Annotated in this window: 26 protein-coding genes and 2 tRNA genes; 8 read left to right on the forward strand and 20 right to left on the reverse strand. The window is 34.7% G+C overall.

The window, feature by feature from the left end:
* Positions 1-5: 5 nt before the first annotated feature.
* Positions 6-78: transfer RNA gene (locus tag BMZ76_RS12145), tRNA-Lys, on the reverse strand.
* A gap of 39 nt (positions 79-117) precedes the next feature.
* Positions 118-190 (reverse strand) — tRNA-Lys (locus BMZ76_RS12150).
* A gap of 127 nt (positions 191-317) precedes the next feature.
* Here BMZ76_RS12150 and BMZ76_RS12155 point away from each other — a divergent pair.
* Positions 318-836 carry a shikimate kinase gene (locus BMZ76_RS12155; protein ID WP_091206901.1) on the forward strand — a complete coding sequence of 173 codons (519 nt, stop codon included), beginning with the start codon at positions 318-320 and terminating at the stop codon, positions 834-836.
* On the opposite strand, the gene BMZ76_RS12160 is transcribed toward BMZ76_RS12155, so the two are convergent.
* Positions 828-1328 carry a phosphoribosyltransferase family protein gene (locus tag BMZ76_RS12160; protein ID WP_091206905.1) on the reverse strand — a complete coding sequence of 167 codons (501 nt, stop codon included), beginning with the start codon at positions 1326-1328 and terminating at the stop codon, positions 828-830. The two genes, BMZ76_RS12155 and BMZ76_RS12160, sit on opposite strands and share 9 nt — an antisense overlap.
* A 67-nt stretch (positions 1329-1395) precedes the next feature.
* Positions 1396-1785: an RNA-binding S4 domain-containing protein gene (locus tag BMZ76_RS12165; protein WP_091206972.1), complete on the reverse strand. Its 390-nt coding sequence runs from the start codon at positions 1783-1785 to the stop codon at positions 1396-1398.
* A 79-nt stretch (positions 1786-1864) separates the two neighbouring features.
* On the opposite strand from BMZ76_RS12165, the gene BMZ76_RS12170 reads away from it, so the two are divergent.
* On the forward strand, positions 1865-2848 hold the full coding sequence (locus BMZ76_RS12170; protein WP_091206911.1) for a BamM family beta-barrel-assembly machinery protein: 984 nt from the start codon (positions 1865-1867) through the stop codon (positions 2846-2848).
* 69 nt (positions 2849-2917) lie between these two features.
* On the opposite strand, the gene BMZ76_RS12175 is transcribed toward BMZ76_RS12170, so the two are convergent.
* Entirely contained in the window at positions 2918-3871 is a 954-nt protein-coding gene (locus BMZ76_RS12175; RefSeq protein WP_091206915.1) for a transketolase family protein, read from the reverse strand.
* Between the two features lie 75 nt (positions 3872-3946).
* Complete coding sequence (locus BMZ76_RS12180) at positions 3947-4798, reverse strand: transketolase (RefSeq protein ID WP_091206918.1); 852 nt, start codon at positions 4796-4798, stop codon at positions 3947-3949.
* A 151-nt stretch (positions 4799-4949) separates the two neighbouring features.
* Between BMZ76_RS12180 and BMZ76_RS12185 the strand changes: the two genes are divergently transcribed.
* From BMZ76_RS12185 to BMZ76_RS12195, 3 genes are all read left to right on the forward strand, one after another.
* Positions 4950-5531 (forward strand): Crp/Fnr family transcriptional regulator, encoded by a 582-nt coding sequence (locus BMZ76_RS12185; protein WP_091206921.1) that lies wholly within the window; start codon positions 4950-4952, stop codon positions 5529-5531.
* A 92-nt stretch (positions 5532-5623) separates the two neighbouring features.
* Positions 5624-6130 carry a hypothetical protein gene (locus tag BMZ76_RS12190; RefSeq protein WP_091206924.1) on the forward strand — a complete coding sequence of 169 codons (507 nt, stop codon included), beginning with the start codon at positions 5624-5626 and terminating at the stop codon, positions 6128-6130.
* 26 nt (positions 6131-6156) lie between these two features.
* A complete protein-coding gene (locus BMZ76_RS12195; protein WP_091206927.1) occupies positions 6157-7251 on the forward strand; it encodes an alkene reductase in 1095 nt (364 codons plus the stop codon).
* Between the two features lie 265 nt (positions 7252-7516).
* Here BMZ76_RS12195 and BMZ76_RS12200 read toward each other — a convergent pair whose 3' ends face one another.
* Both BMZ76_RS12200 and BMZ76_RS12205 read right to left on the reverse strand, forming a co-directional pair.
* Positions 7517-7834 carry a rhodanese-like domain-containing protein gene (locus BMZ76_RS12200; protein WP_091206930.1) on the reverse strand — a complete coding sequence of 106 codons (318 nt, stop codon included), beginning with the start codon at positions 7832-7834 and terminating at the stop codon, positions 7517-7519.
* A 1-nt stretch (position 7835) separates the two neighbouring features.
* On the reverse strand, positions 7836-8120 hold the full coding sequence (locus BMZ76_RS12205; protein ID WP_091206933.1) for a rhodanese-like domain-containing protein: 285 nt from the start codon (positions 8118-8120) through the stop codon (positions 7836-7838).
* Positions 8121-8527: 407 nt separating this feature from the next.
* Here BMZ76_RS12205 and BMZ76_RS12210 point away from each other — a divergent pair, with 407 nt between their 5' ends.
* Positions 8528-8905, forward strand: coding sequence for a hypothetical protein (locus BMZ76_RS12210; protein ID WP_091206935.1), 378 nt, complete (start codon positions 8528-8530; stop codon positions 8903-8905).
* 181 nt (positions 8906-9086) lie between these two features.
* A complete protein-coding gene (locus BMZ76_RS12215; RefSeq protein ID WP_091206937.1) occupies positions 9087-9926 on the forward strand; it encodes an alpha/beta hydrolase in 840 nt (279 codons plus the stop codon).
* Positions 9927-9993: 67 nt separating this feature from the next.
* Here the strand turns inward: BMZ76_RS12215 and BMZ76_RS15930 are convergent, their stop codons facing one another.
* From BMZ76_RS15930 to BMZ76_RS12240, 8 genes are all read right to left on the reverse strand, one after another.
* On the reverse strand, positions 9994-10140 hold the full coding sequence (locus BMZ76_RS15930; RefSeq protein ID WP_167547460.1) for a hypothetical protein: 147 nt from the start codon (positions 10138-10140) through the stop codon (positions 9994-9996).
* 90 nt (positions 10141-10230) lie between these two features.
* The gene (locus tag BMZ76_RS16320) at positions 10231-10362 is read right to left on the reverse strand and encodes a hypothetical protein (protein ID WP_262987287.1); all 132 of its coding nucleotides are present in this window, start codon (positions 10360-10362) and stop codon (positions 10231-10233) included.
* A 143-nt stretch (positions 10363-10505) separates the two neighbouring features.
* Entirely contained in the window at positions 10506-10883 is a 378-nt protein-coding gene (locus BMZ76_RS12220; protein ID WP_091206939.1) for a ribosomal maturation YjgA family protein, read from the reverse strand.
* 644 nt (positions 10884-11527) lie between these two features.
* A complete protein-coding gene (locus tag BMZ76_RS15935; RefSeq protein WP_167547461.1) occupies positions 11528-11701 on the reverse strand; it encodes a hypothetical protein in 174 nt (57 codons plus the stop codon).
* 51 nt (positions 11702-11752) lie between these two features.
* Positions 11753-14440 carry a cation-translocating P-type ATPase gene (locus tag BMZ76_RS12225; protein ID WP_091206976.1) on the reverse strand — a complete coding sequence of 896 codons (2688 nt, stop codon included), beginning with the start codon at positions 14438-14440 and terminating at the stop codon, positions 11753-11755.
* 245 nt (positions 14441-14685) lie between these two features.
* The gene (locus BMZ76_RS12230) at positions 14686-14895 is read right to left on the reverse strand and encodes a hypervirulence associated TUDOR domain-containing protein (RefSeq protein WP_091206979.1); all 210 of its coding nucleotides are present in this window, start codon (positions 14893-14895) and stop codon (positions 14686-14688) included.
* Positions 14896-14917: 22 nt separating this feature from the next.
* Positions 14918-15454 (reverse strand): DUF488 domain-containing protein, encoded by a 537-nt coding sequence (locus BMZ76_RS12235; protein ID WP_091206941.1) that lies wholly within the window; start codon positions 15452-15454, stop codon positions 14918-14920.
* The gene (locus BMZ76_RS12240) at positions 15451-16146 is read right to left on the reverse strand and encodes an SMUG2 DNA glycosylase family protein (protein WP_091206943.1); all 696 of its coding nucleotides are present in this window, start codon (positions 16144-16146) and stop codon (positions 15451-15453) included. The genes BMZ76_RS12235 and BMZ76_RS12240 overlap by 4 nt, the downstream gene beginning before the upstream one ends.
* Before the next feature lie 702 nt (positions 16147-16848).
* On the opposite strand from BMZ76_RS12240, the gene BMZ76_RS12245 reads away from it, so the two are divergent.
* A complete protein-coding gene (locus BMZ76_RS12245; protein WP_244281809.1) occupies positions 16849-17391 on the forward strand; it encodes a group II intron maturase-specific domain-containing protein in 543 nt (180 codons plus the stop codon).
* A gap of 44 nt (positions 17392-17435) precedes the next feature.
* Here the strand turns inward: BMZ76_RS12245 and BMZ76_RS12250 are convergent, their stop codons facing one another.
* From BMZ76_RS12250 to BMZ76_RS12265, 4 genes are all read right to left on the reverse strand, one after another.
* Positions 17436-17831, reverse strand: a complete 396-nt coding sequence (locus tag BMZ76_RS12250; RefSeq protein WP_091206946.1) for a lipocalin-like domain-containing protein — start codon at positions 17829-17831, stop codon at positions 17436-17438.
* A gap of 267 nt (positions 17832-18098) precedes the next feature.
* Entirely contained in the window at positions 18099-18611 is a 513-nt protein-coding gene (locus BMZ76_RS16205; protein ID WP_244281810.1) for a hypothetical protein, read from the reverse strand.
* Between the two features lie 215 nt (positions 18612-18826).
* On the reverse strand, positions 18827-22138 hold the full coding sequence (locus BMZ76_RS12260; RefSeq protein WP_091206950.1) for a T9SS type B sorting domain-containing protein: 3312 nt from the start codon (positions 22136-22138) through the stop codon (positions 18827-18829).
* Between the two features lie 142 nt (positions 22139-22280).
* Positions 22281-23218 (reverse strand): transposase (locus BMZ76_RS12265; RefSeq protein WP_208857660.1); only part of this gene is annotated, 938 nt, incomplete at its 5' end.

Here is a 23218-nt window from a genome sequence, read left to right on the forward strand (position 1 = left end):
TTTTGTGACCCGACTGGGGCTCGAACCCAGGACCCCATCATTAAAAGTGATGTGCTCTACCAACTGAGCTATCGAGTCAATGCTTTCAAGAAAATTATGTGTTGATCACTAAAATTGTGACCCGACTGGGGCTCGAACCCAGGACCCCATCATTAAAAGTGATGTGCTCTACCAACTGAGCTATCGAGTCATATTCTTTCCTTGAATGCGGGTGCAAATATAAGGACTTATTTTGGAGTTTTCAAAGCAATTTTATTATAAATTTGTCTTTTTTAAACAAAATTACTCAACACCTTAATTTGTAAGGTTTTATTCAGATGAAAAAAATTATATTATTGGGTTACATGGGTTGTGGTAAGTCCACAATTGCAAATAATCTGTCCAAAAATATCGGAATTCCTTTTGTGGATTTGGATAAAAAAATTGAAGAGAGAGTAAATTTATCCATAAATGTCATTTTTGAGAAACATGGAGAAATATATTTTAGAAAGTTAGAACATGAAGTTTTAGTCGAATTATTGAATTCGCCGGAGCAATTAATTATAGGATTGGGCGGAGGTACGCCATGTTATGCCGATAACCATGAGTTACTAAAAGGCGATAATGTTGTTTCTATTTATCTTAAAGCGTCAATTCAGACTTTATTTAGTAGATTGAATCATAATAAAAGCAAACGTCCTCTTATTGCCGCTAAAAACGAGGACGAAATGAAAGAGTTTATTGCAAAACATCTTTTTGATCGAAGCTTTTATTACAATCAGGCACAATACAAAGTGGTAGTTGATTATAAAACCATTGATCAGACGGTTTTAGATATTGTTGCCATTTTAGCTTAAATACGCACAGTCATCATTGTCTTCATCAAAAACAACTTGCACGTGTTCTAGTAATGAGGTAGAAAGCGATATTCCCTTGAAATCTGCTTTTACCGGATACTTTTTGTGGTTTCTGTCAACGAGAACCGCTGTTTTAAGTTTTTTCAACGGAACGTCAATAAAATGCCTTACTGCGTAAATTAGTGTTGTTCCTGAATTCAATACATCGTCAACCAGAATTAAGCCTTTATTAGCGTATTGTTCTTTTGTTAAGGAAGTGTTAATGGGCGATTGCGGATTTTGTTTGTTGATTTGCACTTCGCAAAGCGAAACTTTAATGGGCGATATGGATTCCAGAACCAATGCGATTTTTTTTGCAAATATAAAACCGTTAGTGGCAATTCCGGCAATTACAATTTCTTCTTCGTCTACAAAGGTTTCATAGATTTGGTATGCAATTCTTTTTATTTTATGCTCTATTTCTTGTTTCGTTAAGATGATATTTCTGCTCATTATTTTAGTTTATTTTTTTAAGTTACCGCCAATTAAGATCTTAGATTAATAGATTAAGTCCTGTTTTTTATTTGGTGTCGTCGTCAGTAATTATTTCATTCCCAAATTCATCAATGTCTCTTCGGTCTTTTTTAGTTGGTCTTCCGGTTCCATTTTTTCGATAGTGTTCTTTTGATAATTTTAAAAGTTCCAGATGTTGATACGCTTCTGCCGGAGTATCGTTTCGCCTGTAAATGTCAACCAATTTTGCCCCGACACGATTTTCAGGAATGTCCAAAACCGTAATGATTTGGGTAATTTGGTCTTTTCTAAAAGTAATTTTATCAGTAGGAAAAACTTCCTTTGAAGGTTTGGCAACTAGACCGTTTACCGTTACGTGATTCTTCTTACAGGCTTCGGTAACCATGTTTCTGGTTTTGTAGTACCGCATACACCATAAATATTTATCTATTCTCATAAATTTTCTAAAATCGGAGTTAAATTGTTTACAAAAATCAATCAATATTGTATCTTGCGCACTTAAAAAATTAGCTATAATGAACAAATTTAAGTATTATTTTATTCTATTAATTACAACCGTCTCTTTATTTTCATGTTCAAAGGATGATGCCCCAGCAGAAATCACCCCACCAAGAGACTATGCAGTACAGTATGCAACTGATTTAACGGATATTGAAGAGTATTTAAAAACATATTATATTACAGTTGTTAACCACGCTGGTTTTCAAGACGATCAAGATGTTACATTTACTAAGATTGTAACAGGCGGAACACAACCTTCTATTTATTCTTATTTGAATAGAGCAACGTATCCCAAACTTTTGAGTAGAAATGTAAAACTTCACGACATTACTTATAAACTATATTATTTGGTTTTAAGAGCAGGAACAGGAATATCACCTACAAATACAGACGAGATACTAACTTCTTATAAGGGAGATTATTTATCCCGTCAAAAAGTTGCCGAAGTGGAAACGTTAACCGCTACTTTTTTCGAAGAATCTAAGAGTCCGCAACAGTTTTTTAATCTAACGACGACTATTACTGGTTGGGGAGAAACTTTTCCAGAATTTAAATCAGGAACGTATTCATCTAATAATGACGGTACCATTTCTTACAAAGATTTTGGAGCTGGAGTTCTTTTTATTCCTTCGGGATTAGGATATTATAATTCAGGAAAAGTCTCTATTCCAGAGTATGCGCCCTTGGTTTTTAGTATTAAATTATATGAAATTAGCAGAGTCGATTCGGATGGTGATGGAATTAAGAATTTTCAAGAGGATTTGGATGGGGATGGTTATATGAGTGTTTTTGCAACTGGTGTCGCAAATCCGGATGATACTGATAAAGATGGAATTCCAAATTTTTTAGATGTTGATGATGATGCTGATGGACTAAGTACGAAATTAGAAATAACAGGTGCTAATGGTGTTTTGATTCCTTTTGAATCTATTCCTGCTTGTAACGGAAATACGACCGATCCCGCAAGGATAAAAAGACATTTAGTAAAATGTAATTAAAAAATACAATTCAAAAAAAAACAGTTCAATCTCAATTGAACTGTTTTTTTTTGGTATAAAATGAAGAGATTATTTTCTTTTCATCACTCTTTCTACAGCTTCAACAATCGCTTGATTGTTCAATTTGTATTTGTCCATTAATTGTTCTGGTGTTCCGGATTCTCCAAAGCTATCATTTACCGCCACAAATTCTTGCGGTAACGGACTGTTCAAGGCTAAGATTCTGGAAATGCTTTCGCCAAGACCACCAAGAATATTATGTTCCTCAGCGGTAACAATACATTTTGTTTTAGCCAGTGAATTCAAAATAGCTTCTTCATCCAATGGTTTGATCGTATGAATATTGATTACTTCAGCCGAAATTCCCTGTGCTTCTAATGCTTCAGCTGCGACTAACGCTTCCCAAACTAAATGTCCTGTAGCTACAATAGTTACATCAGAACCTTCGTTTAAAACAATTGCTTTTCCTATTTCGAAAGGCTCGTCAGCTGGCATAAAGTTAGGCACAACCGGACGACCAAAACGCAAATAAACAGGACCGTGGTGATCCGCAATTGCTAATGTAGCTGCTTTTGTCTGGTTGTAATCACACGTATTAATCACAGTCATTCCCGGCAACATTTTCATTAAGCCGATGTCTTCCAGGATTTGGTGTGTTGCACCGTCTTCTCCTAAAGTTAACCCGGCATGTGAAGCACAAATTTTCACGTTTTTCTCTGAATACGCAACCGATTGACGAATTTGATCGTACACTCTTCCTGTAGAAAAGTTAGCGAAAGTTCCGGTAAAAGGAATTTTTCCTCCAATGGTTAAACCTGCAGCAATTCCAATCATGTTGGCTTCCGCAATTCCAATTTGGAAAAAACGCTCTGGATGGTTTTTCTTAAAATCGTCAAATTTTAAGGATCCTATTAAATCTGCACAAAGTGCCACAACATTTTCGTTTTTTTTACCTAATTCAGTCATTCCCGCTCCAAAACCTGAACGCGTATCTTTACTTCCTGTATTTGTATATTTTTTCATTTTTTCTTAATTGAATAAATTATAAATTAAACGATTATGAGAACTCATAATTTATAATTTATAATTCATAATTATTTAATAGTCGCTTTCTCCTTCAGTATAGTTTTGACCTAGAGCAATTTCAAGTTGCGTATCATTAGGTGCTTTACCGTGCCAAGCATGACTGTACATCATAAAATCTACACCATTACCCATTTCAGTGTGCAACAATACACAAACTGGTTTTCCTTTTCCAGTTCTTGATTTGGCGTCGTTCATACCAGCAATAATAGCTTCGATATCGTTTCCTTTTTCAATTTCTAAAACATCCCAATCAAAAGCTTCAAATTTAGCACGGACACTTCCCATAGCTAAAACTTCATCAGTAGAACCATCTATTTGTTTTCCGTTTAAATCGATTGTAGCGATAAGGTTGTCCACTTTTTTTGCAGAAGCATACATGATCGCTTCCCAGTTTTGACCTTCCTGCAATTCACCATCGCCGTGAAGCGTATAAATAATATGGTTGTCACCATTCAATTTTTTTGCCTGTGCAGCACCAATCCCTACTGATAATCCTTGTCCAAGAGAACCAGACGCAATACGAACTCCCGGTAATCCGTCATGTGTAGTTGGATGCCCTTGTAATCTTGAATTGATCAAACGGAAAGTAGCCAGTTCTGAAACTGGAAAATAACCGCTTCTTGCCAAAACACTGTAGAATACTGGTGAAATATGCCCGTTTGAAAGGAAGAAAAGATCTTCACCAATACCGTCCATGTCAAAACCTTCTTTACGCTCCATTATATTTTGGTATAAGGCTACAAGAAATTCAGTACAACCTAGAGAACCACCGGGGTGACCTGAGTTGACTGCGTGTACCATTCGAAGAATATCTCTTCTGACTTGGATTGTTAAATCGTTTAATTGTTGTGTGTTCGGTTTCATTTGTGTGTTAAAATTAGACTGTGCAAATATAATCAGATAATTTGATTAATATAAGGTTCCATTTTTAGATTTATCAATAGTTATTAAGGATTTTAATTTTAGCAACAATAAAATTCTCCCTGAATTATTGAGTATTTAGTACCTTGCAGCCATGTTTCAACAATTATTCAAAAGCATTCAGGAAAAAGTGATGCTGACTCAAGAAGAAATGGAGTTGTGTAAAACTTTTTTTATCCCTAAAAAGTTGCGCAAAAAACAAACCCTGTTGCAAGAAGGAGATATTTGCATCTACAATGCTTTTATTGAAAAAGGAATTCTTCGCTCTTTTTCCATGGATGAAAAAGGAAATGAACACATCGTACAATTTGCAATTGAAGGCTGGTGGATTACTGATTTGTCCAGTTTTCTGACCAACAGTAACTCTATTTATACTATTGAAGCGCTTGAAGATTCTGAACTGCTTTTGCTGACGACAGCTGCCAGAGAATCTTTGATGGATAAAATCCCCATGTTCGAAAGATACCAACGCTTGTTATTGCAAAATGCCTATATCGCAAATCAAGCCAGAATAAATTCGGCCTTAACAGAAACCGCCGAAGAAAAATATATCAATTTAGGAATTGCTTATCCCGGAATTGTAAAACGTGTTCCACAGCACATGATCGCTTCTTACCTTGGACTTAAACCCGAAACATTGAGTAGGGTTCGCAAACAAATTAACAATCGGAGGTAATTTTAATTGATTTACATCAATAGAATTTCTTGTTTTACATCAACTGAAACTTTAGCCGTACAGCCTTAAATTTGCCACGTAAATAAAAGTTGATGTCAAATAGAAGAACATTTGCAGTCCTTGGAGTTTCAGAAACCAAAAGTATTTTTCTGGCGAAGCAAATTGCCAAAACCAATCCCGTTTTGCTTTTTGATCATGATGCTGTTGTAGTGAATGAGGTTCATGCCCAAATACTTTTAGAGTATCCTAAGGCAAATGCGGAGATGATGATTTGTCCAACTAATGCAAGTTGGGAGGCGGATATTATTATACTTTCAAATGCTACGGGAACTGATGACAATTTTATTAAAAAAATCAGAAAAGTCGCTACGGGTAAAATCGTAGTTGTTTTGGTAAACGAAAAGAATACGATTAATTTCGAAAGTACTCTTGACAAATTACACCATTTGTTTCCTTTTTCTAAAGTTGTTCAGAGTTTCGAATCAATGGATGAAGTAGAAAATTCCGTTCTTTTGAAAGGAAATGATGAAGAAACCTTAAAAACTATTTGGACTCTTTTTACAAGTATTGGTTTGAAAGCCAGTATCGCACAAACATAAACTACTAATTTTTAACAAAAAATCAAATGAGTAAATCAATTTTATTTCAACCCTATACATTAGGAAGCAATACTTTAAAAAACCGAATGGTAATGGCACCAATGACGCGAAGCCGTTCTAATAATGAAGGAAATGTTGCTACAGCACTTACGGCAGAATATTATGCGCAAAGAGCTACAGCAGGTTTAATTGTTTCTGAGGGAACTTTTGTAAGTACAAAAGCAATTGGTTTTATCAATGTGCCCGGAATTTACAGTGCAGCACAAACTGAAGGTTGGAAACTGGTTACAAAAGCAGTACACGAAAAAGGAGGAACTATATTTGCGCAATTGTGGCACACGGGACGATTGTCGCATCCGGATTTACATAATGGCGAATTAGCACACGCACCTTCAGCGCTGAATCCTCATGCAAAAGCCTACACCAAAGATGGTTTTGTAGATACGGTGACTCCAAAAGAAATGACGATTGAAGACATTAAACAAACCGTTCTAGATTTCAAAAACGGAGCAAAAAATGCTATGACTGCAGGTTTTGACGGAATCGAATTGCACGCTGCCAACGGGTATTTGTTGCAACAGTTTTTTAATGGTTATTCCAATCATCGTACCGATGAATACGGTGGTTCTATTGAAAATAAATCCCGAATTCTATTTAATATTCTTGATGCTTTAGAAGGTGTTATTGATTATTCTAAAGTTGGCGTTCGATTGAATCCTACATTGCACAATGCGCAGGGAATGATGCTGGATGAAGAGACAATTCCAACGCATGAATATATTGTAAACCGTTTGAATGATTATGGTTTAGCGTATGTGCATTTAACGGAGCCTTTTACGCCAGTGGATGATGTGCCTTTCGCAGTTACTGAAGTGGCCAAACATTTCAGACCGTTTTACAAAGGAACTTTAATCATCAATAAAAGTTTTACTAAAGAAACGGGTATCAAAGTTATTGAAGACGGTTACGCTGATCTTGTTGCTTATGGAGTTCCCTTTATTGCGAATCCGGATTTAGTGGCTCGTTTTAAAGCTGATGCGCCATTAAACACACCAGACCAAAGTACGTTTTACACTGACACAGTGAAAGGATATACTGATTATCCGGCCATGGCTGAATAATAGAAATTTTTCGTTAGCTGAAAAAATACAATACATTTTTATTCAAGTCAGATTATAATTCACAAAGAAGCCCGCATTTAGCGGGCTTCTTACTTATTGGAAAACAGTTAGTAATGCTGTTTTGATATTAAAATTATCATTTAATATTTGTAATTGCATCCGCTCTTCAGGTTTGTTTGTTGATAGTCGACATGGCAATTCCTGTTGATGTTGCATCTGTTTTTTTCTTTTCATCAAGCGTCATCGCTAATAAATTAGTTTTTTTTTAGCTTATTTTATTTCTAAGACTGCTCCATCCACCACCATTATAAACTGTTGTATATCCATTTGATTTCAAAATACTTTTTGCCGAAGCACTTCGCATTCCTGAAGCGCAACACGTAATTATAGGTTGGTTTTTATCTTTCAGTTTGTACAGATTATTGCGTAGCGCATCAACAGGAATATTAATAGAATCTTTTATATGCCCCGCTGAATATTCCGCTTTGCTGAGCACATCAACGATAATGGCTCCGTTTTGCACTAATTCCGGATAGTTCACTTTGGGACCAAGTCCGAATAACTTTTTGAGTCTTTCTATCATTTTATTCAGATTGAGATTGAAGGTAATTCACATCCAGCCACGAACCGCCGTTATAACACTCGACACCATGTGCGGTCAGAAACACTTGCGCCTGGCCACTTCTATTTCCAGAGGCACAACACAGTATCAAAGGCGCTTTGAGCTCCTGTATTTCGTGCATTCTATGCGGAATTTCATTCAACGGAATATTGAATGAACCCGCAACATGGCCACCCATAAATTCATCATAGGAACGCACATCGACAATCGTTCCCAGTTTTTCTCTTATTATTTTTGATAATTCCATAATTTTATTTTTAAGATATTTGCGCGTTTTTAAAGCTGTTTGAATGGTACAAAATTACAATTACAGAGTTGGTTTTTGGTGTCATTTGTCACACAAAGAGATATTGAGTTTTTTATTAAAAGTTGCCATCAATAAATTAATAAATTAGAAAAAAATGATTTTATAAATCCAATATTTTCAGAATATTTTGGTTAGCAATTTTTTATTACAGGGCGATAATAAAGGTAGCTATATTTCATTAATTTTTACCTATAATTTATTTCAGTCAATCTTAAATTTTTTGTTAAAGGCAGGGCCTGAATAACTGACAATAATATCTTGTTTTTAAAAGAAAAAGTATTTAAGCTTTCACGGCATACTTTTTGACGATTTAAAACTAAAAGTATTAAACAAATAAATAAAAAATAATGTCAGAGAAAAGTAAAAAACAATTTGGAGTTTGGATGGATTCACATCATGCAATTATTGTAGGTAAAGAAAATGTAGATTCTGGAGATTTCGTAGTTTTAGGGCACGAAAAAGAAGAAGGTCAAGGTGGTAACTCAAATGAAAATGCAGCTAATAATGCTGAACGAGATTCACTTCACAAATTATTCAAAAGCATCACTTCTCACATGCAAAATGTTGATGAATTACACGTAACAGGTCCTGGAATAGCTCAAGAACAATTTATTAAATATTTGAGTGAAACTCCACAATATAAAGATGTAGAGACGAAACAAAGTACGTCTAATAAAATGAACGACGAAAGTTTAATTGAATATGTGGCTTCACAATTTAACTAATCAATTACCGATAAATACGAAGAAGCTGTTCCAAAGGGCAGCTTCTTTTGTTTAGAACTATATAGTTTTGAAAGTCAAATAAAAAAAGTATTTGTATTTTTCGCTTAATTTCTGTTTTGTGTTTTTAGAATAAGCGGTGCCGAGACTACTTTTTTTAATTTTATATTTGTAAAAAATATATATGCGTTTCTCTTGTGTCATCATCGTTTTATTGAGTGCTTTTATGTTGGTCAATTGCGGTGCGAAAAAAAGTACTGATATTTCGTATTTAGAATCTGCGAATAAAAATATCCCAAAAGCACCCCGACTAAATGTTTTTGCGCCTCGAAAATCAAGTGCAGCGCAAGTACCTGTTTTAATTTTTGTGCACGGAGGAAATTGGAACAATGGCAGGAAAGGAACGTATGATTTACTGGGCAGGAATTTTGCCAGCAAAGCAGTCATTACGGTTATCCCGGATTATACGTTAAGTCCTGATGCTACGTATGATGACATGTCACGGCAGATTGTGTCCGTAATCCAGTGGACAAAAAAGAACATCAGCCAATACAATGGTAATCCCAAGATGATTTATATTAGCGGTCATTCTGCAGGTGGGCATCTTGGTGCTTTGGCGGTTATGAATCCAAAATTCGGAATTGCTTCCGGAAGTATTGCTGGAATCATCCTCAACGATGCGGCAGGATTAGATATGAAAAATTATTTGGAAGGAAATCCGCCAACGGCAAAAGACGATTATCTCACTACTTGGACCTCAAATCCTGAGCAATGGAAAGATGCTTCTCCAATCTATTTTTTAAACAAAAACACGCCTCCCTTTTTAATTTATGTAGGAGATAAAACGTATAATTCCATAAAAATTGCCAATAGCCGTTTTATAGATGCTTTGCAACCATTCCAACCTGATGTGAAGCCAATTAAATTGAATAAAAGGCACGTTCCGATGGTGCTTCAGTATTTCTCGCCATGGAGCAACCGCTTTGATGAGATAATTGCTTTTATGAAATTGCACAAAAAGTAAAACTTTAATTATACCTTGTAAACAGTACAACTAAGGTTGTATTATTAAAATTTTAAGAATAATTGTTTTATGATTTTCTTTTCAAAATTGCATCAACAGAATATTGACCACTTTCCCATAAAAGCAGAGCGCAATAGGATAGCAAATAGAGTATTGTTAATTCAATAGTTTCCAGTCCATTATTCATGTGAACAATAAACACGGCAACTGCCATTGTAATAATAAGTGGAATTAAAGCCAGTCTGGTCCAAAATCCTATTACTATTTATACGGAGCACAAAACTTCGGCAAAAACAGTTAAAGCCTATAATTCGAGAACTCTGATGCCAATTGGATCACTAAATTCCGTTGTGCTATTCATTTGCTCGATCATTTTTGGAATACCATGACCAACAGCAATAAACCAAATGGTAGTCGTAAAAAAAGCGAATCCCAATCCGTTATATGAGCAGACTAAGAAGCAGAGGAAGTAATTTTTGAATTAAATTTTTAAAGTTTTTAGTATTGGTTCTTAAAAACGTACTTTATTTTTACAAGAATTTGATTGTTTTAGTATGAGCTCGTAGTAATTATTGCTTTCTAGTCTTTCGTTTTAAATAAAATTTTCTCCATGCTAATCACAGCTAAAATACCCAACGTATATGCAAGCAAATCCATCCACGCAAAAGAATTTCCAAGAACAATTTTAGCAATTTTTGAATGCTGTAATTCTAGTTTTTCAACCAAATTAAAATATTGTGCGGTTTCGATAGCAAATGAAAAAACCAAAACAAGAGCTGCGGCTACCCAAACGGATACTTTTACAAAGGATTTCAGAAAACAATAGAGCAGAATCACTACTAAAAAATCGCCAAAATAAGGTCTTATAAAGTTGTCATGAACATACAAAGCAATTTCAATTTCCAGCAGAAAAAGCAAAATGGTAATCACAAAATAGTTGCGGTTGAATTGAAACATGTTTTTAGTTTAACGATTTGGTCAGTCAGAGTGTAAATTTGTTTGATTTAAATTAAATTTAATTTTTTTTAAAAGCATTTTTACATATATTTCTAATCAATATTTCGGTTAATTTTCTTAACATTCAAGCTATTTGCCATCGCCGTAAATATTTGGAAATAGCTATCCGAATTTACCATAATCGTTAGGGCAGTTTTGCAAACTGTGTCCATTCCAATTGCCAACTAAAGTAGATCTAATTAAGTTACCTCTAATTCATTTTCTAATGCAGCATAATTTCTTGTGGAACTGAAATAATAATCTGCTGGCAACGTCACAATTTTATTCTATGCATAATTAATCAATAACGGATGATTCAAAACATTTAAGTTGTCCAATTGTGCCTTTTTTCAATCCAAATTCTTATTTGCCGAAAATGTCAAAACAACCTATTTTTTGATCACATTTTAGTGTCAAAAAAATTGATTGATAATTTTCAATCTGTACATTTCTTCTATGTAGTTCCTGTATATTCATTTTTTCGTTGCTTGCCGGTTGCCTATAATGTCAGTTTGTCTAAAAACCTAAAACAAGTCTCTGAGAATCCCATATTTGAGATTTTTCAAAGATAGGAGTCCGAGAACAAAAACTCAAACTGGAGGTTTTTAGACAGTTTGACGTGCTACGGCTTGGTGAAGGTGGCGGATTTTACCACAAATGTTGATACGGAGAACCGATGTTTGATGAACCACAAATGTTTTTACGAAGCACTGAACCGCCACTTTTGCCAAACAGCTTTCAAAGGCAGGCATTTTTCTGTTTTCAACTTGTTTTGTCATTTTGAATCGTCGTCATGAGCTCTGTTGTAGAAATCCACTTTAGTTGTTGGTTTATTTTGAACTTTTTCTCTCCCAAATAAATTTATAGACCTGAACTAACAACAATGGAATCAATCCCGCTAAAATTGACACGAGCCACACTTGAGCAGGCAGCACGTCCAAGCGGAGTACTGAACGCATCTGAGGTATAGCAAAAACCAATACCATTAGAGCGGTGCAAATTAAAAGAGCTATCCATACAAATTTATTTTTGGTGATGTCATTCACAAAAAAATTTGAATGTGCTGAGGACATATTGAATACATGAAACAGTTGGGCAAATGCGAGCGTAATAAATGCGACATTGTTTATAATTTTGGAATCAGTTGAAATAGTTTGTTTGCAATAAAACACAGCAACAATTACTGCTAAGGTCATGGTAGCAGCATAAAAAGAAATAGTAATCCAATCTTTATTAGATAAAATAAGGAGTTTAGGATCTCTTGGCGGTCTTTCCATAACGGTTTTATCTCCTTTTCCTAAACCAAGTGCGAGTGCCGGAAATACATCCGTTACCATATTTAAGAACAGGATTTGCAATGGAAGCAATGTAGAAGCAGGAGCAACAAAACCTAAAGTAGTCACAATAAATATTTCACTTAAATTACAGGAGACAAGATATATCACAAACTTTTGTATGTTCTGGAATATCTCTCTTCCATGCGATACTGCCTGTGCAATGGATTTAAACGAATCGTCTTTAAGAATAATGCTGGCAGTCTCTTTAGCCACTTGCGTCCCTCTCAATCCCATAGCAATACCAATGTCTGATTTTTTAAGCGCAGGCGCATCATTTACTCCATCACCTGTCATTGCTACAATGTTACCTGCTTTTTGATAAGTAGCTACAATGTCAAGTTTTTGTTTAGGAGTGGTACGAGCAAATACGGCCGTGGAAAGTATCTTTTTATTCCATTCATCTGAAAGCGATTCCATATCGGGTATATCTATTCCAGTAATTGCATTTTGTTCGTTTTCATCTACCAATCCTACTTTTTTGGCAATATTAAGAGCTGTTAAAGGGTGGTCACCCGTAATCATTACAATCTTGATACCTGCTTTACGACAAGTCAACATGGCTTCTTTAATATCCAATCGGGGAGGGTCTAAGAATCCAATCATCGCTACATACACTAATGAATTCAAAAAATCATCTTTATTAATTTCCCCTTCCTCGTTAAAGGCAAAAGCCAGTACCCGCAAACCATCGGCAGCCATCTCTTCAGATTGCGCCAAAATATTTTTTCGGTCTTCCTCGCTCAGGTTTTGTATGGTGGATCCAGTCTGTATCTTACTACATTTTATCAACAAATGTTCTACAGAACCTTTAGCTGCTACAAAATATCCGTTTGAATTTTTGTGCAAAGTACCCATGATTTTTGTGTCAGAACTAAAAGGTATCTCACCAGTTCTTTCATATTGTAATTTCAGATCTTCAGTAATAGAACCTGATGCGTCTGCGAGGTGTACCAAAGCAATTTCTATTGGGTCACCTATCAATTCAGTTTTGTCATCTCCCTTCTTTGGGGAAACATTGTTACATAACGCACCTATCAATATTAATTTTTGAAATTCAGCTTCACTTTTTTTAATATTCCCTTCTGCAAAACTCAACACATTGTCTTCGATTGAAACTTTTATTTTTTCATTGGGAAAAGAAAAAGTATCTACATATATTTTATTTTCTGTTAAAGTTCCTGTCTTATCGGTCAATATCACATTGGTACTTCCTAATGTTTCTACAGCCGATAATTTTTTAACGATAGCATTTCGCTTTGCCATCAAAAGCATTCCATAAGCCAAAGCTACTGTGGCAACAATAGGAAGTCCTTCTGGAAAAGCCGCAACCGATAAAGCGATGGAAGTCTCTAAAATGAGAACCCAGTCCTTGCCTTGAATAATTCCTGTGATTGCAAAAATGCCTGTCATTGCCAGCGTAATCCATATCAACTTTTTACTTAACGCTCCTATCTTTTTATCAAGTGGTGTTTCTTTTTCTTTAGAACTTTCAACTAAAGAAGTGATGGTGCCTAATTGAGTATGTTGGGCAATTCCTGTTATGACGGCTTTCCCGGTTCCATTTGTAACAGATGTACCTTTGAATACCATGTTGAATTGGTCTCCAAGGGCAATATCTTTCGCAAGTTTGTCTGTATTCTTTTCTGTAGGAAGTGACTCTCCTGTGAGAGAAGATTCCTCGCACTGCAACTGATTGGATTCTATCAGATGTGCATCACCTGGAATTACATCACCAGCTTCCAACACTATTATATCTCCCGGAACTATTTTTTCAGATGGAATCTCTTGAACTTTTCCATCACGGATAACTTTCGAATGTATTACATCCATTTCCTTCAACGCATTCATCGAATTGCGTGCTTGCAACTCCATTAAAAATCCAATTGCAGCATTTACCATTATTACCGCAAGAATGGCTATTGCTTCAATAACATTTTGAAAATAAAAAGTAACAGCAACAGCAAAGAACAACAAATAGACAATTGGGCTCTTGAATTGCAAAAGCATCATAAGCCAAATACTTTTTTGCTTTTGAGCTTGATAAATATTCGGACCAAACTCTCTTGTTCGTTTCTCTGCTTCGGATTGGCTTAACCCTGATTCAGAATCAGTTTGGAATGCGATCACAACTTCTTCTACAGAGAAGGAATGAGGATACGATTGCGGATATTTAATTTTCATTTGTGGAGTTTCAGGATTTGAAATGTCGTTTTCATTTATTTTGTTGTTTATTACTCGTAAAGAGAACAATTCAGCATAACGTTCTGGTACTAAAGCGGGTTTTGGACTAAATTAAGCCCTATTTTCGGATTTGCCAAATCTTCCCAAATACAAGACCAACTTCCTATTAAGCCAATTGCCCAAATCCGTTGTAGTAGTTAGTGGCGGTTCGTTGTTTTTTTAATTCGTTTCTCTGATTATTTTTCTCAGAGTTTAGTAAGGGCAGAACCCTTATGAGCTGCCACATGATCCGTCTTAATGCTTTTTATTTCATATTGAGGCTCTTCTTCCGTAGCGTGGTGTGTATAACCTTTGTAATCGAAATCTTTGGTATGTATTTTAATGATAGTTCCTGAAACTCTCCCCGCTTCGGAATTCCAGCTTACTTTGTCGCTTATTTTAAATTTTGTTTCCATAAACTTATTTTTAAATGTAAATCTAATTTTCATCATAATAAAATACATTACCATCAACTATTCTTGCTGGTGAAGTGAATTTATGTCCTTGAACTTTCCCTGTTGCCATAATATGTAATACCGCCCAACCTTTTGCTTTTAAATAATCGGACACCATCGAACGGTGACATCTCCACCAAACCGCTTCTGAGCACATATAAGCCGTGGGCTGTTCTAAAGCGATATGTTCCAATTTCACAATGGCATTTTCAAATTCTTTGGTTTCCATATAATCGGCATAACCTCTGAAAGAGTCATTATTCCATCGATTGTTTTTTGAGTCTTTTTTCATTTTCCTTCTTCCTCCCAAATCGGCCAGATGTATATATTGTATTCCGGTTTCTTCTAAGGATATTTTTATGTTTTCCATGTCGAATTGTGGAAACCTGCGTGAGCCCGGTAAACTTCGTATGTCGGCAATAATTTTAATGTCAAAAGACCGCAGCATATTCAAAAATTCATCCAGACTATGAGTAGAATGCCCTATGGTATAGATGGTATGTGTCTCTAATTTAATCATTTGGAATTGTTCAATGCTAAAATATATTTGTCAATATATTGTTGTTTTTCTTTAGATTTATATTGCTGGATATATCGTGGATGTTCAAGAATTTTTAAATTATCAAATAACTTTACTTCTTTGTTTAGCTTTTGGATAAATTCTGCATTTTTTTTGCCCAGCACAAAAACTTCCGAAGTATCTAATCCCAGACTAATATGTTTTTTCAAGGACATAATCATAAAATCTTTCACCATTTCAAAAAGAATAGGATCGTCATAATAATTGGCATTAAGCCATTTGCCGTCTTTTGTTTGACGGATAATTGCTAAAGGGAAAGGCGAGTTGATATAAAAATCTTTGTAGAAGTCTTTTACTCCACCATATTCGGCAATCATCTCATAAATAAAAACAGAAGAAACTTCGTGCGTATGTGCCGATTGCATTTTGATACCACAGGCACTTTCCAGTCGTTTGGTATCCGTAAATGGCACACCCGTAACCCCAGCTCCATGACGGCTCGGGTTAATACCAACAATAAATCTTCTCTGTTTTGAATCGTTATAATATTTGTGATAAAACTGTTGCATTACTTCCATTGTTTCAAGGTTATCCAAGTAAGGATTCAGCACCTGGAAACCTTCTGGTAGTTTGCCTAAATAGTTCAAATGGCGGTTGAAATCAATAACTTTATCTGCAAAGGTTTTTGGCATTATGATTTATTTTATTTTTATATCCTGCAAACTCTTTCAATATATTTATCGAAGTACAAAGATGCAAAGTTCCTATTGTATCTTACTGGTTTTTAAAATTTGATTTCATCTTTTTAGGCTTGTCGATTTGGGTACATTCAAGTATGTTGACTTACAATTACCAGTATATTCTTTTGCTGCAAGAGGTTTTTGACTAAGTTAAGATTTTCTTCTGATAAAACACTATTAATTCAAGTACAAAACCATTTTAGTATTAAGCCGAAAAAGCCAAATCCGGCAAAACCGCTACTTTCCTTTCGTTTTTATTTTTCTCTCAAAATTCCATTTAGAATTACATAATATAATGAGTTGTAATATTCTCTTACTCCAGAGTAAGTTGTGTATTCAGATTTAAAGTTTTCACATAGTAATATGTCAAAAACTGGGAATCCAAGGTATATAGACTTATTAAATAATCCTATATTGTAGAATTTTTTTAATTCTTTATATAATTCATTTTCTATTGGAAACGCTATCTTTCTATTTCTGAGAGACAATCTGAAACTGACCATCAATCTGGAAAAGAGCGGGATTAGAAAACCCATTCAGTTCACGATATTGGGATTTTCGTTTGCATCGACCTATCAAAAAGGCTTAAAAGGCAGGTATCAATTAACGGTAGGTGACAAAGCTTGGGCAAAACTCAAGCAGAGTCTAAAATAGGTGACGCGCAAGAGCGCACCCAAAAGTTTCGAGGAACGCATCCGAAAAATCAATCAAATCCAACGAGGATGGTTAAACTATTTTCGTGGGACAAGTGTTCAAGGAAAGTTACGAGATATTGATGGTTGGTTGCGCAGTAAACTGCGCTATTGCATTTGGACGGACTGGAAGAAACCCGAATGCAAAAGGAAAAACCTGATGCGACTGGGAATTGATAAAGACCATGCTTATGCTTGGAGCAGAACCAGAAATGCTCCGCATTCACGAATACCAAAAATACAATACCAAAGCGTGAGTAAAAGGAGGCTGGCGAATCGCTCAGAGTCCAATTCTAACCACTACAATTACCCTACTACGGCTCAAGAAGAAAGGCTATCAATCCATGCTGGAGATTTACATGGAACTCAACCCATCACTTTGCGAACCGCCGTATATGAGACCCGTACGTACGGTGGTGTGAGAGGCGCACTCCGTCAGTTTCTGGCGGAGCCGTCTACTCGATTATGGGCTGGTTGTTTTGTCAAAATTACTATAAAACCGTAGACTTTTCCAGTTTCTGTTGGTAGATTCCAACTTTCCATTTTCTATTATTTGTAATATACAAGCGTACTTACTTTAGAGTTTGGTTCACGCAATTCTAAAGTGTTATCAGTTAATTTTATTATTAAATATTTCAATATTTTTTTATCTTCTAAAAAGAAATAAAGTTCGTTTGAATTTTTAATTTCCCAAGTTACATTCCATTTTTCCAAATAGTCAGATAGTTTTGCTGTTGTCTTTTTTACCTTAATTTTGGTAAAAAACATTTTTTTCTCTCTTTCTGCATAAGGTTTGTAAAAGTCAGTAGTGTCGACTTCAGCTATTGTATCATAGGCAACGTTATATTTCCAAGTTCCTCTAATCAATTTTTCTTGTTTAGCGTTATTTTGAGCTTTTGGAGTCAAAAAGGCTAATAGAAATATAAAAATTAATACTTTTTTCATTTTGCAGTTTTTCTAAAGGTTGAAGGTAACTTTATATTTTCGGATTTATGATTTTTGCTTTTCAAGTTTCCGCTGTCAAATTCCAATTTTAACGCTTGTAATTTGTATACTTCTTGCGAAAACAAATGCTTATTTTCTGATTGTTTTCATCTGCGTAATTTCTGCACAACTAGCCCATAACGTCAGTTCGTCTAAAAACCTTCAAACGAACTCATTTTAGTTAATCAGTAAGTAAATATATATGATTTAAACTACAATTAAAATTATTTATGGAAAATAGTATTCTTCATCCTTAAAATAAAATAATCCGTAAAAAGCGTTAAAAACTAGTGTTAGAACCCCAAAATACAAAGCCAATACTTTTAGATATTGTTTTAATAGATTTTGGTCTATTAAATTAAATATCCGACGCAGGTTGTAGGCCGTAAAAATCAATCCAACATCAGCTGATGCATGTTTGATTGTTTTTTTGGTCATGATATAATAAAAATCCCATTGCAGTTTTATCACTCCGTAGGGATGTTTCACTATGGCTTGCCTTCTGCGGTAGACTTCATAATTGTTTTCGATTCTAACCTTGTTTTGATAAATCAAATCTACGTGTAGGGAGCGTTCAATAAGTCTGCCTTTGGCATTTTTAGTGCATTTTTTGAAGAGTTTGCGATTTACACCGAATAGCAGTTTTTGACCAGCGCGGTCCGCCTGATTGGTATCTAGGCGGTAGCCAAAGTTCAAGTTCCTGTAAAAGCTGATTTTACGGGTAAGGTCACGTATGCTCAAAAATAAAGTAAAACACAAAAAACTAAGGTTAAAATTAATCCAAAAAAAAAGAGCACCAAATCCTCTTGAAAATACCTCTAAAATCTTTACGATAACTCCATAATGTTGACGGCAGGTAATCGGTTCCGTTCAACACGGGATTCATTGTTCGTGCTACGCACGCAACGAAACCCTAACTGTTGGCAACTGGCTTTCCAATTTATATCTTAAAAGAATCATCTTTTTAGTGAAAAGTGGCCTTTAAAATTCCTTCCATTTCCTAGTTCAACGGTAAACCAGTAATCTGAAGCAAATAATTTTTTCCCATTGAAAGTCCCGTCCCATCCAATATCATTATACATTAGCGTCTTTAGGAATTTTCCATAGCGGTCAAAAATAGTTGTAACCGAATTAGGAAACTTTTCTATTCCAAGTATATGCCAATTTTCATTATATCCATCATTATTTGGAGTAAAAAATTTAGGATAATCTACCAGTACAATTTCTCGTTTATCAACGCCACAACCTTTTTTATCTCTAACTTGAACATCATAAACTCCTCCTAAAATGTTATGAAAAGTGTTGTTATCTTGAAAATTAAATCCATCAATAGCATATTCAAAATCGCCATTTCCAGAGGTTATAATTTCAATGTAATTGTTGTCTGAAAAATCTTGAATTTTGACTTCGTAAATTTTAGGGAGAATTGAGCGAACCAAATTAAATGAAAATGAATTTTCACAGGATATTCCATTGCTTATTTTAGAAACTCGAAGAGTATAAATTCCTGCATCTATTAAATTTGCTTCGAAGGAATTAGAAATTACGGTACCATCTTCAAAAGTCCATTTCCAAGAATCAAAATTTGAATCTGTAGCAATATATGAGGATGGCTCTAAATCACATAAATTATATTCGTCCTTAAGATTTATTTTAGGAATTTCATTTACAATTAAATTAAAACTAGTTTCAGAAAAACATAGTGAATTTAATTGATTTTCAACTCTCACATTAATAGTTTGAGACCATGCAACTGTATTTTGATAATTTAGTGGTAAAGGGCTTGGTAATTTATTTCCATTTTCATCTAAGTAAGAAATAAGTAAACCTGTTTGATTTTCAATCAGTTGATTTTCAATTGTTGAAGTGTTAAAATGAGAAAATCCATTGCCCTCATCGCAAGCGTATACCGTCTTAGGTTGATTAATTAGTGGTTTAGTTGAAGTTTCTATATTTAAAAATGTTTCCGAAAAACAATTTGTTTGTGGGTTTGAAACTCTTACGGTTATGGTTTCAAGATTCGGGACAGTGTTAGTAAATGGATTTGCTAAAGGACTTGACAGTTGATTCCCTTTACTATCAAAATAAGTTACCTTCATTCCTGTTTGATTTCCTATAACATTGGACTCTATATTTGAAGTATCAAAATATTCCGAAATACCATCGTTGTTATCATCGCACCCAATTAAAGTAGTTAACGAATGAGCAATAGGCTTCGAACTAATTAAGAGATTAAAGTTTTTTTCCTGATAACATTTTGCATTTTTATCACTAATTCGTGCCTTGAGTGTTTGTTTCAACGGAACCGTGTTAACATAACTACCTGTTGCGGATAAGTTTATTAAATTATTATCTTCATCAAAAATAGTAACTGTTATATCTGTTTGGTTTCCAGCTATCATTCCTTTAACCTTGCTTAAATCAAATTCTGCAAAACCATCTCCATCATTATCACAAGCATATATGTCCTCAATTGGAAATGCTTTTGCCCCATCAGTAACTATTACCTGAAAAATTGTTTCATCAAAACACGTTGGGTTGTTTTTGCTCGCAACACGTACTTTTATTGTTTGCTGACCAAATATTGATCTATTTCCTATATTGTAGATTGGGGTTCCGTATTTTTCGTAATAAGTTACAATCATATTTTTTTGATCCCTCAAAACTTCTTTTTCAAGATGTGATGCAGGAAAAGATGATACCCAATTTGAGTAACTACTATTATCTTCCGCACAAACATATATTTCCTTTATTGGATGTGCTATTGGCAAATTTGTAATCTCGAGCTTTCTTTTTATGATTCGCGTGATACCATTGGTGCTTTTTACAGTTACAGTGACTTCATAATTACCTGCGGCAGTAAATGTATGTACTGGATTTAAATCTGTTGATTCATTGGCTGTTCCTGAGGCCGGATCTCCAAAATTCCACGAATCCGAATCAACATTTGTATAATTAATTAAATTAAATTTTGTATCACTTCCGAAGCAAAGGTTTTCAAAAGTTAAATTTTGTTCAAAATTAGATTGTATAAAAGAGGGTAGACCAAATGTACTTCTTCTGGAGGAATTAAATCCGTCTAAATCAATATTAAACCATGTAATATTCACACTACTTCCATAAATATTAGGATTAAGTATTTGAGATAGAAACCAAGTGCCAGACATCGAAATATAAATTTTCCCATCAATTGCAAGTTGTAAAGCTCCAGCTCCGGCAGCTCCCCATGCTCTGTATTTTGAGTTAGCAATATTTGATGCAGTTAAATCAAATTGATATAAATCGCTACTAAATGAATTATATTTATTAGCGTTTATGTATAAAACCTGACTGTTTGGAGAGAATTCCACACCATAAGGATGATCATTATCTAGTATTTTGATTCCGCCAGATACAAGTCCGCTATTGCTATCAAAATTAAATAAATATGCATTTCCTTGATACAAATTTTGCGAATTGGCCCCTAAATAAGTATTAGCCATTGCCAACTTTTTGCCGTCTGGAGAAAATTTAATACATCCTATTGCGTTATTTAAGTAACCATTTATAGGAATTGTAAAACCAGAAGGTGATGAAATGGGCGTTGTGTTTATTCCGTTTTTATCAATCTTAAACACATAAAATTTATCAATAAAATACGTTAAAAACCAAATAGCAGTGCCATCACTATTATATACAGCTGTTAGTTTTTCTGAACACTTATATTTTTTCTGTTCAATATCGGAAGGATCATAAGTGATTAAGTGATTATTTTTGGAAAGAACTTCTCCATCACCGCCATTCAAACTCATGTCAATTATTGAATAATTTAAGCCATTATTGAGTCCGTCGTCTGAATCAGTAGTTGGATCATTTGGATCTAAATGTCTTGGATCTGGATCTGGATTAGGATAATATCCAGAAGTTATATGATTAGGTTCATCTAGGGTTATCACATAATAAATATTTGTTGAATTAGGTTTTGGTATTACTATTGAAGAGTTTGAACTTGACCAGTGTCCGAACAAGCCATCACCATTAACCATAATTTTATGATTTTTGTTCCATACTTTAGCCCCATTAGTATAAAATAATAAATTTCCATCCGAATCTGAAATAGAAGAGCAGCCTTCATTTGTCTGTATTTTACCATCAGTTAAAAGCATTGGAGGTCCATTTCTAAAATCTAATCCAGCATACTTTCCAAAATACCAATTTGAAGCTGCATTTTGAGCAAAATTCGGAAGTGTGAAAAAAAAGATAGAAATTGCCAACAAAAAATTCTTCATAAAATTTAGTAATTTAAAGATTTTAATTGTTTATGAGTTATTGAATTCTGCGTTCATTGTCTTAGCTTGTTGCCAACGTCAGTTCGTCTAAAAACCTTCGAACGAACTCATTTTTGTTAATCAGTGAGTAAATATATATGATTTAAACTACAATTAAAATTCTTTTTGGAAAAAAGTATTCTTCATTCATAAAATAAAACAACCCGTAAAAAGCGTTAAAAACTGGTATTAGAACCCCAAAATACAAAGCCAATACTTTTAGATATTGTTTTAATAGATTTTGGTCTATTAAATTAAATATCCGACGCAGGTTGTAGGCTGAAAAAATTAATCCAACATCAGCTGCGGCATGTTTGATGGTTTTCTTTGTCATGATATAATAAAAATCCCATTTCCGTTTTATTACTCCGTAGGAATGTTTTACTATAGCTTGCCGTCTGCGGTAGACTTCGTAATTGTTTTCGATTCTAACCTTGTTTTGATAAATCAAATGGGCATATTGGGAGCGTTCAATCAGTCTGCCTTTGGCATTTTTAGTGCATTTTGTAAAGAGTTTGCAATTCAAGCAAGCACTGGTTTTGTAATGCTTCATCTTGGTTATTGATTTCCCGTTTTTTTTGGCGTACCAATTTCCGTTGGTAGTTAGGGTTTCCTGGGCAGGGCAGGTATAGGAATCGGCAGTTTTGTTGTATTTAAAATATTCTACATCAAAAGCGGTATCAGGTGCGTGTGCAGACACGCCAGGAATAGCCACTAAAACATCGATACCAAGTCGGTTAGCGTAATCAAATTCGCTACCAGTATGATAGCCTTTGTCATAAACGGCGATAAAATTAGCATGACCCAAAATGGTTTTGCTTCGGCGCAACATGCCGCCCATGGCTTTGGAATCGTTTTCATTGGTCACCTTGAAATCAATTGGAATGTTATGCAACGCATCCACCGTGGTTTGTACCGTATAGGCGACTTCCGAGATGTTGTTTCGCGTCATGATTTGGCGACTATCAGGATCGGAAGTCGAAATTTGAGTAACTCCCGTAGTATCGATGGTGTTTTGATACCCAATGTATTTTTGCTTTT

It is taken from the genome of Flavobacterium xueshanense, from assembly GCF_900112975.1.
In the GTDB taxonomy this organism is placed as follows: domain Bacteria; phylum Bacteroidota; class Bacteroidia; order Flavobacteriales; family Flavobacteriaceae; genus Flavobacterium; species Flavobacterium xueshanense.

What these genes read in the sequence shown, in the direction of transcription:
- BMZ76_RS12155 (WP_091206901.1), top strand. Translation starts at nt 318, where the DNA reads ATGAAAAAAATTATATTATTGGGTTACATGGGTTGTGGTAAGTCCACA.
- BMZ76_RS12160 (WP_091206905.1), bottom strand. Translation starts at nt 1,328, where the DNA reads ATGAGCAGAAATATCATCTTAACGAAACAAGAAATAGAGCATAAAATA.
- BMZ76_RS12165 (WP_091206972.1), bottom strand. Translation starts at nt 1,785, where the DNA reads ATGAGAATAGATAAATATTTATGGTGTATGCGGTACTACAAAACCAGA.
- BMZ76_RS12170 (WP_091206911.1), top strand. Translation starts at nt 1,865, where the DNA reads ATGAACAAATTTAAGTATTATTTTATTCTATTAATTACAACCGTCTCT.
- BMZ76_RS12175 (WP_091206915.1), bottom strand. Translation starts at nt 3,871, where the DNA reads ATGAAAAAATATACAAATACAGGAAGTAAAGATACGCGTTCAGGTTTT.
- BMZ76_RS12180 (WP_091206918.1), bottom strand. Translation starts at nt 4,798, where the DNA reads ATGAAACCGAACACACAACAATTAAACGATTTAACAATCCAAGTCAGA.
- BMZ76_RS12185 (WP_091206921.1), top strand. Translation starts at nt 4,950, where the DNA reads ATGTTTCAACAATTATTCAAAAGCATTCAGGAAAAAGTGATGCTGACT.
- BMZ76_RS12190 (WP_091206924.1), top strand. Translation starts at nt 5,624, where the DNA reads ATGTCAAATAGAAGAACATTTGCAGTCCTTGGAGTTTCAGAAACCAAA.
- BMZ76_RS12195 (WP_091206927.1), top strand. Translation starts at nt 6,157, where the DNA reads ATGAGTAAATCAATTTTATTTCAACCCTATACATTAGGAAGCAATACT.
- BMZ76_RS12200 (WP_091206930.1), bottom strand. Translation starts at nt 7,834, where the DNA reads ATGATAGAAAGACTCAAAAAGTTATTCGGACTTGGTCCCAAAGTGAAC.
- BMZ76_RS12205 (WP_091206933.1), bottom strand. Translation starts at nt 8,120, where the DNA reads ATGGAATTATCAAAAATAATAAGAGAAAAACTGGGAACGATTGTCGAT.
- BMZ76_RS12210 (WP_091206935.1), top strand. Translation starts at nt 8,528, where the DNA reads ATGTCAGAGAAAAGTAAAAAACAATTTGGAGTTTGGATGGATTCACAT.
- BMZ76_RS12215 (WP_091206937.1), top strand. Translation starts at nt 9,087, where the DNA reads ATGCGTTTCTCTTGTGTCATCATCGTTTTATTGAGTGCTTTTATGTTG.
- BMZ76_RS15930 (WP_167547460.1), bottom strand. Translation starts at nt 10,140, where the DNA reads ATGGCAGTTGCCGTGTTTATTGTTCACATGAATAATGGACTGGAAACT.
- BMZ76_RS12220 (WP_091206939.1), bottom strand. Translation starts at nt 10,883, where the DNA reads ATGTTTCAATTCAACCGCAACTATTTTGTGATTACCATTTTGCTTTTT.
- BMZ76_RS15935 (WP_167547461.1), bottom strand. Translation starts at nt 11,701, where the DNA reads ATGACAAAACAAGTTGAAAACAGAAAAATGCCTGCCTTTGAAAGCTGT.
- BMZ76_RS12225 (WP_091206976.1), bottom strand. Translation starts at nt 14,440, where the DNA reads ATGAAAATTAAATATCCGCAATCGTATCCTCATTCCTTCTCTGTAGAA.
- BMZ76_RS12230 (WP_091206979.1), bottom strand. Translation starts at nt 14,895, where the DNA reads ATGGAAACAAAATTTAAAATAAGCGACAAAGTAAGCTGGAATTCCGAA.
- BMZ76_RS12235 (WP_091206941.1), bottom strand. Translation starts at nt 15,454, where the DNA reads ATGATTAAATTAGAGACACATACCATCTATACCATAGGGCATTCTACT.
- BMZ76_RS12240 (WP_091206943.1), bottom strand. Translation starts at nt 16,146, where the DNA reads ATGCCAAAAACCTTTGCAGATAAAGTTATTGATTTCAACCGCCATTTG.
- BMZ76_RS12250 (WP_091206946.1), bottom strand. Translation starts at nt 17,831, where the DNA reads ATGAAAAAAGTATTAATTTTTATATTTCTATTAGCCTTTTTGACTCCA.
- BMZ76_RS12260 (WP_091206950.1), bottom strand. Translation starts at nt 22,138, where the DNA reads ATGAAGAATTTTTTGTTGGCAATTTCTATCTTTTTTTTCACACTTCCG.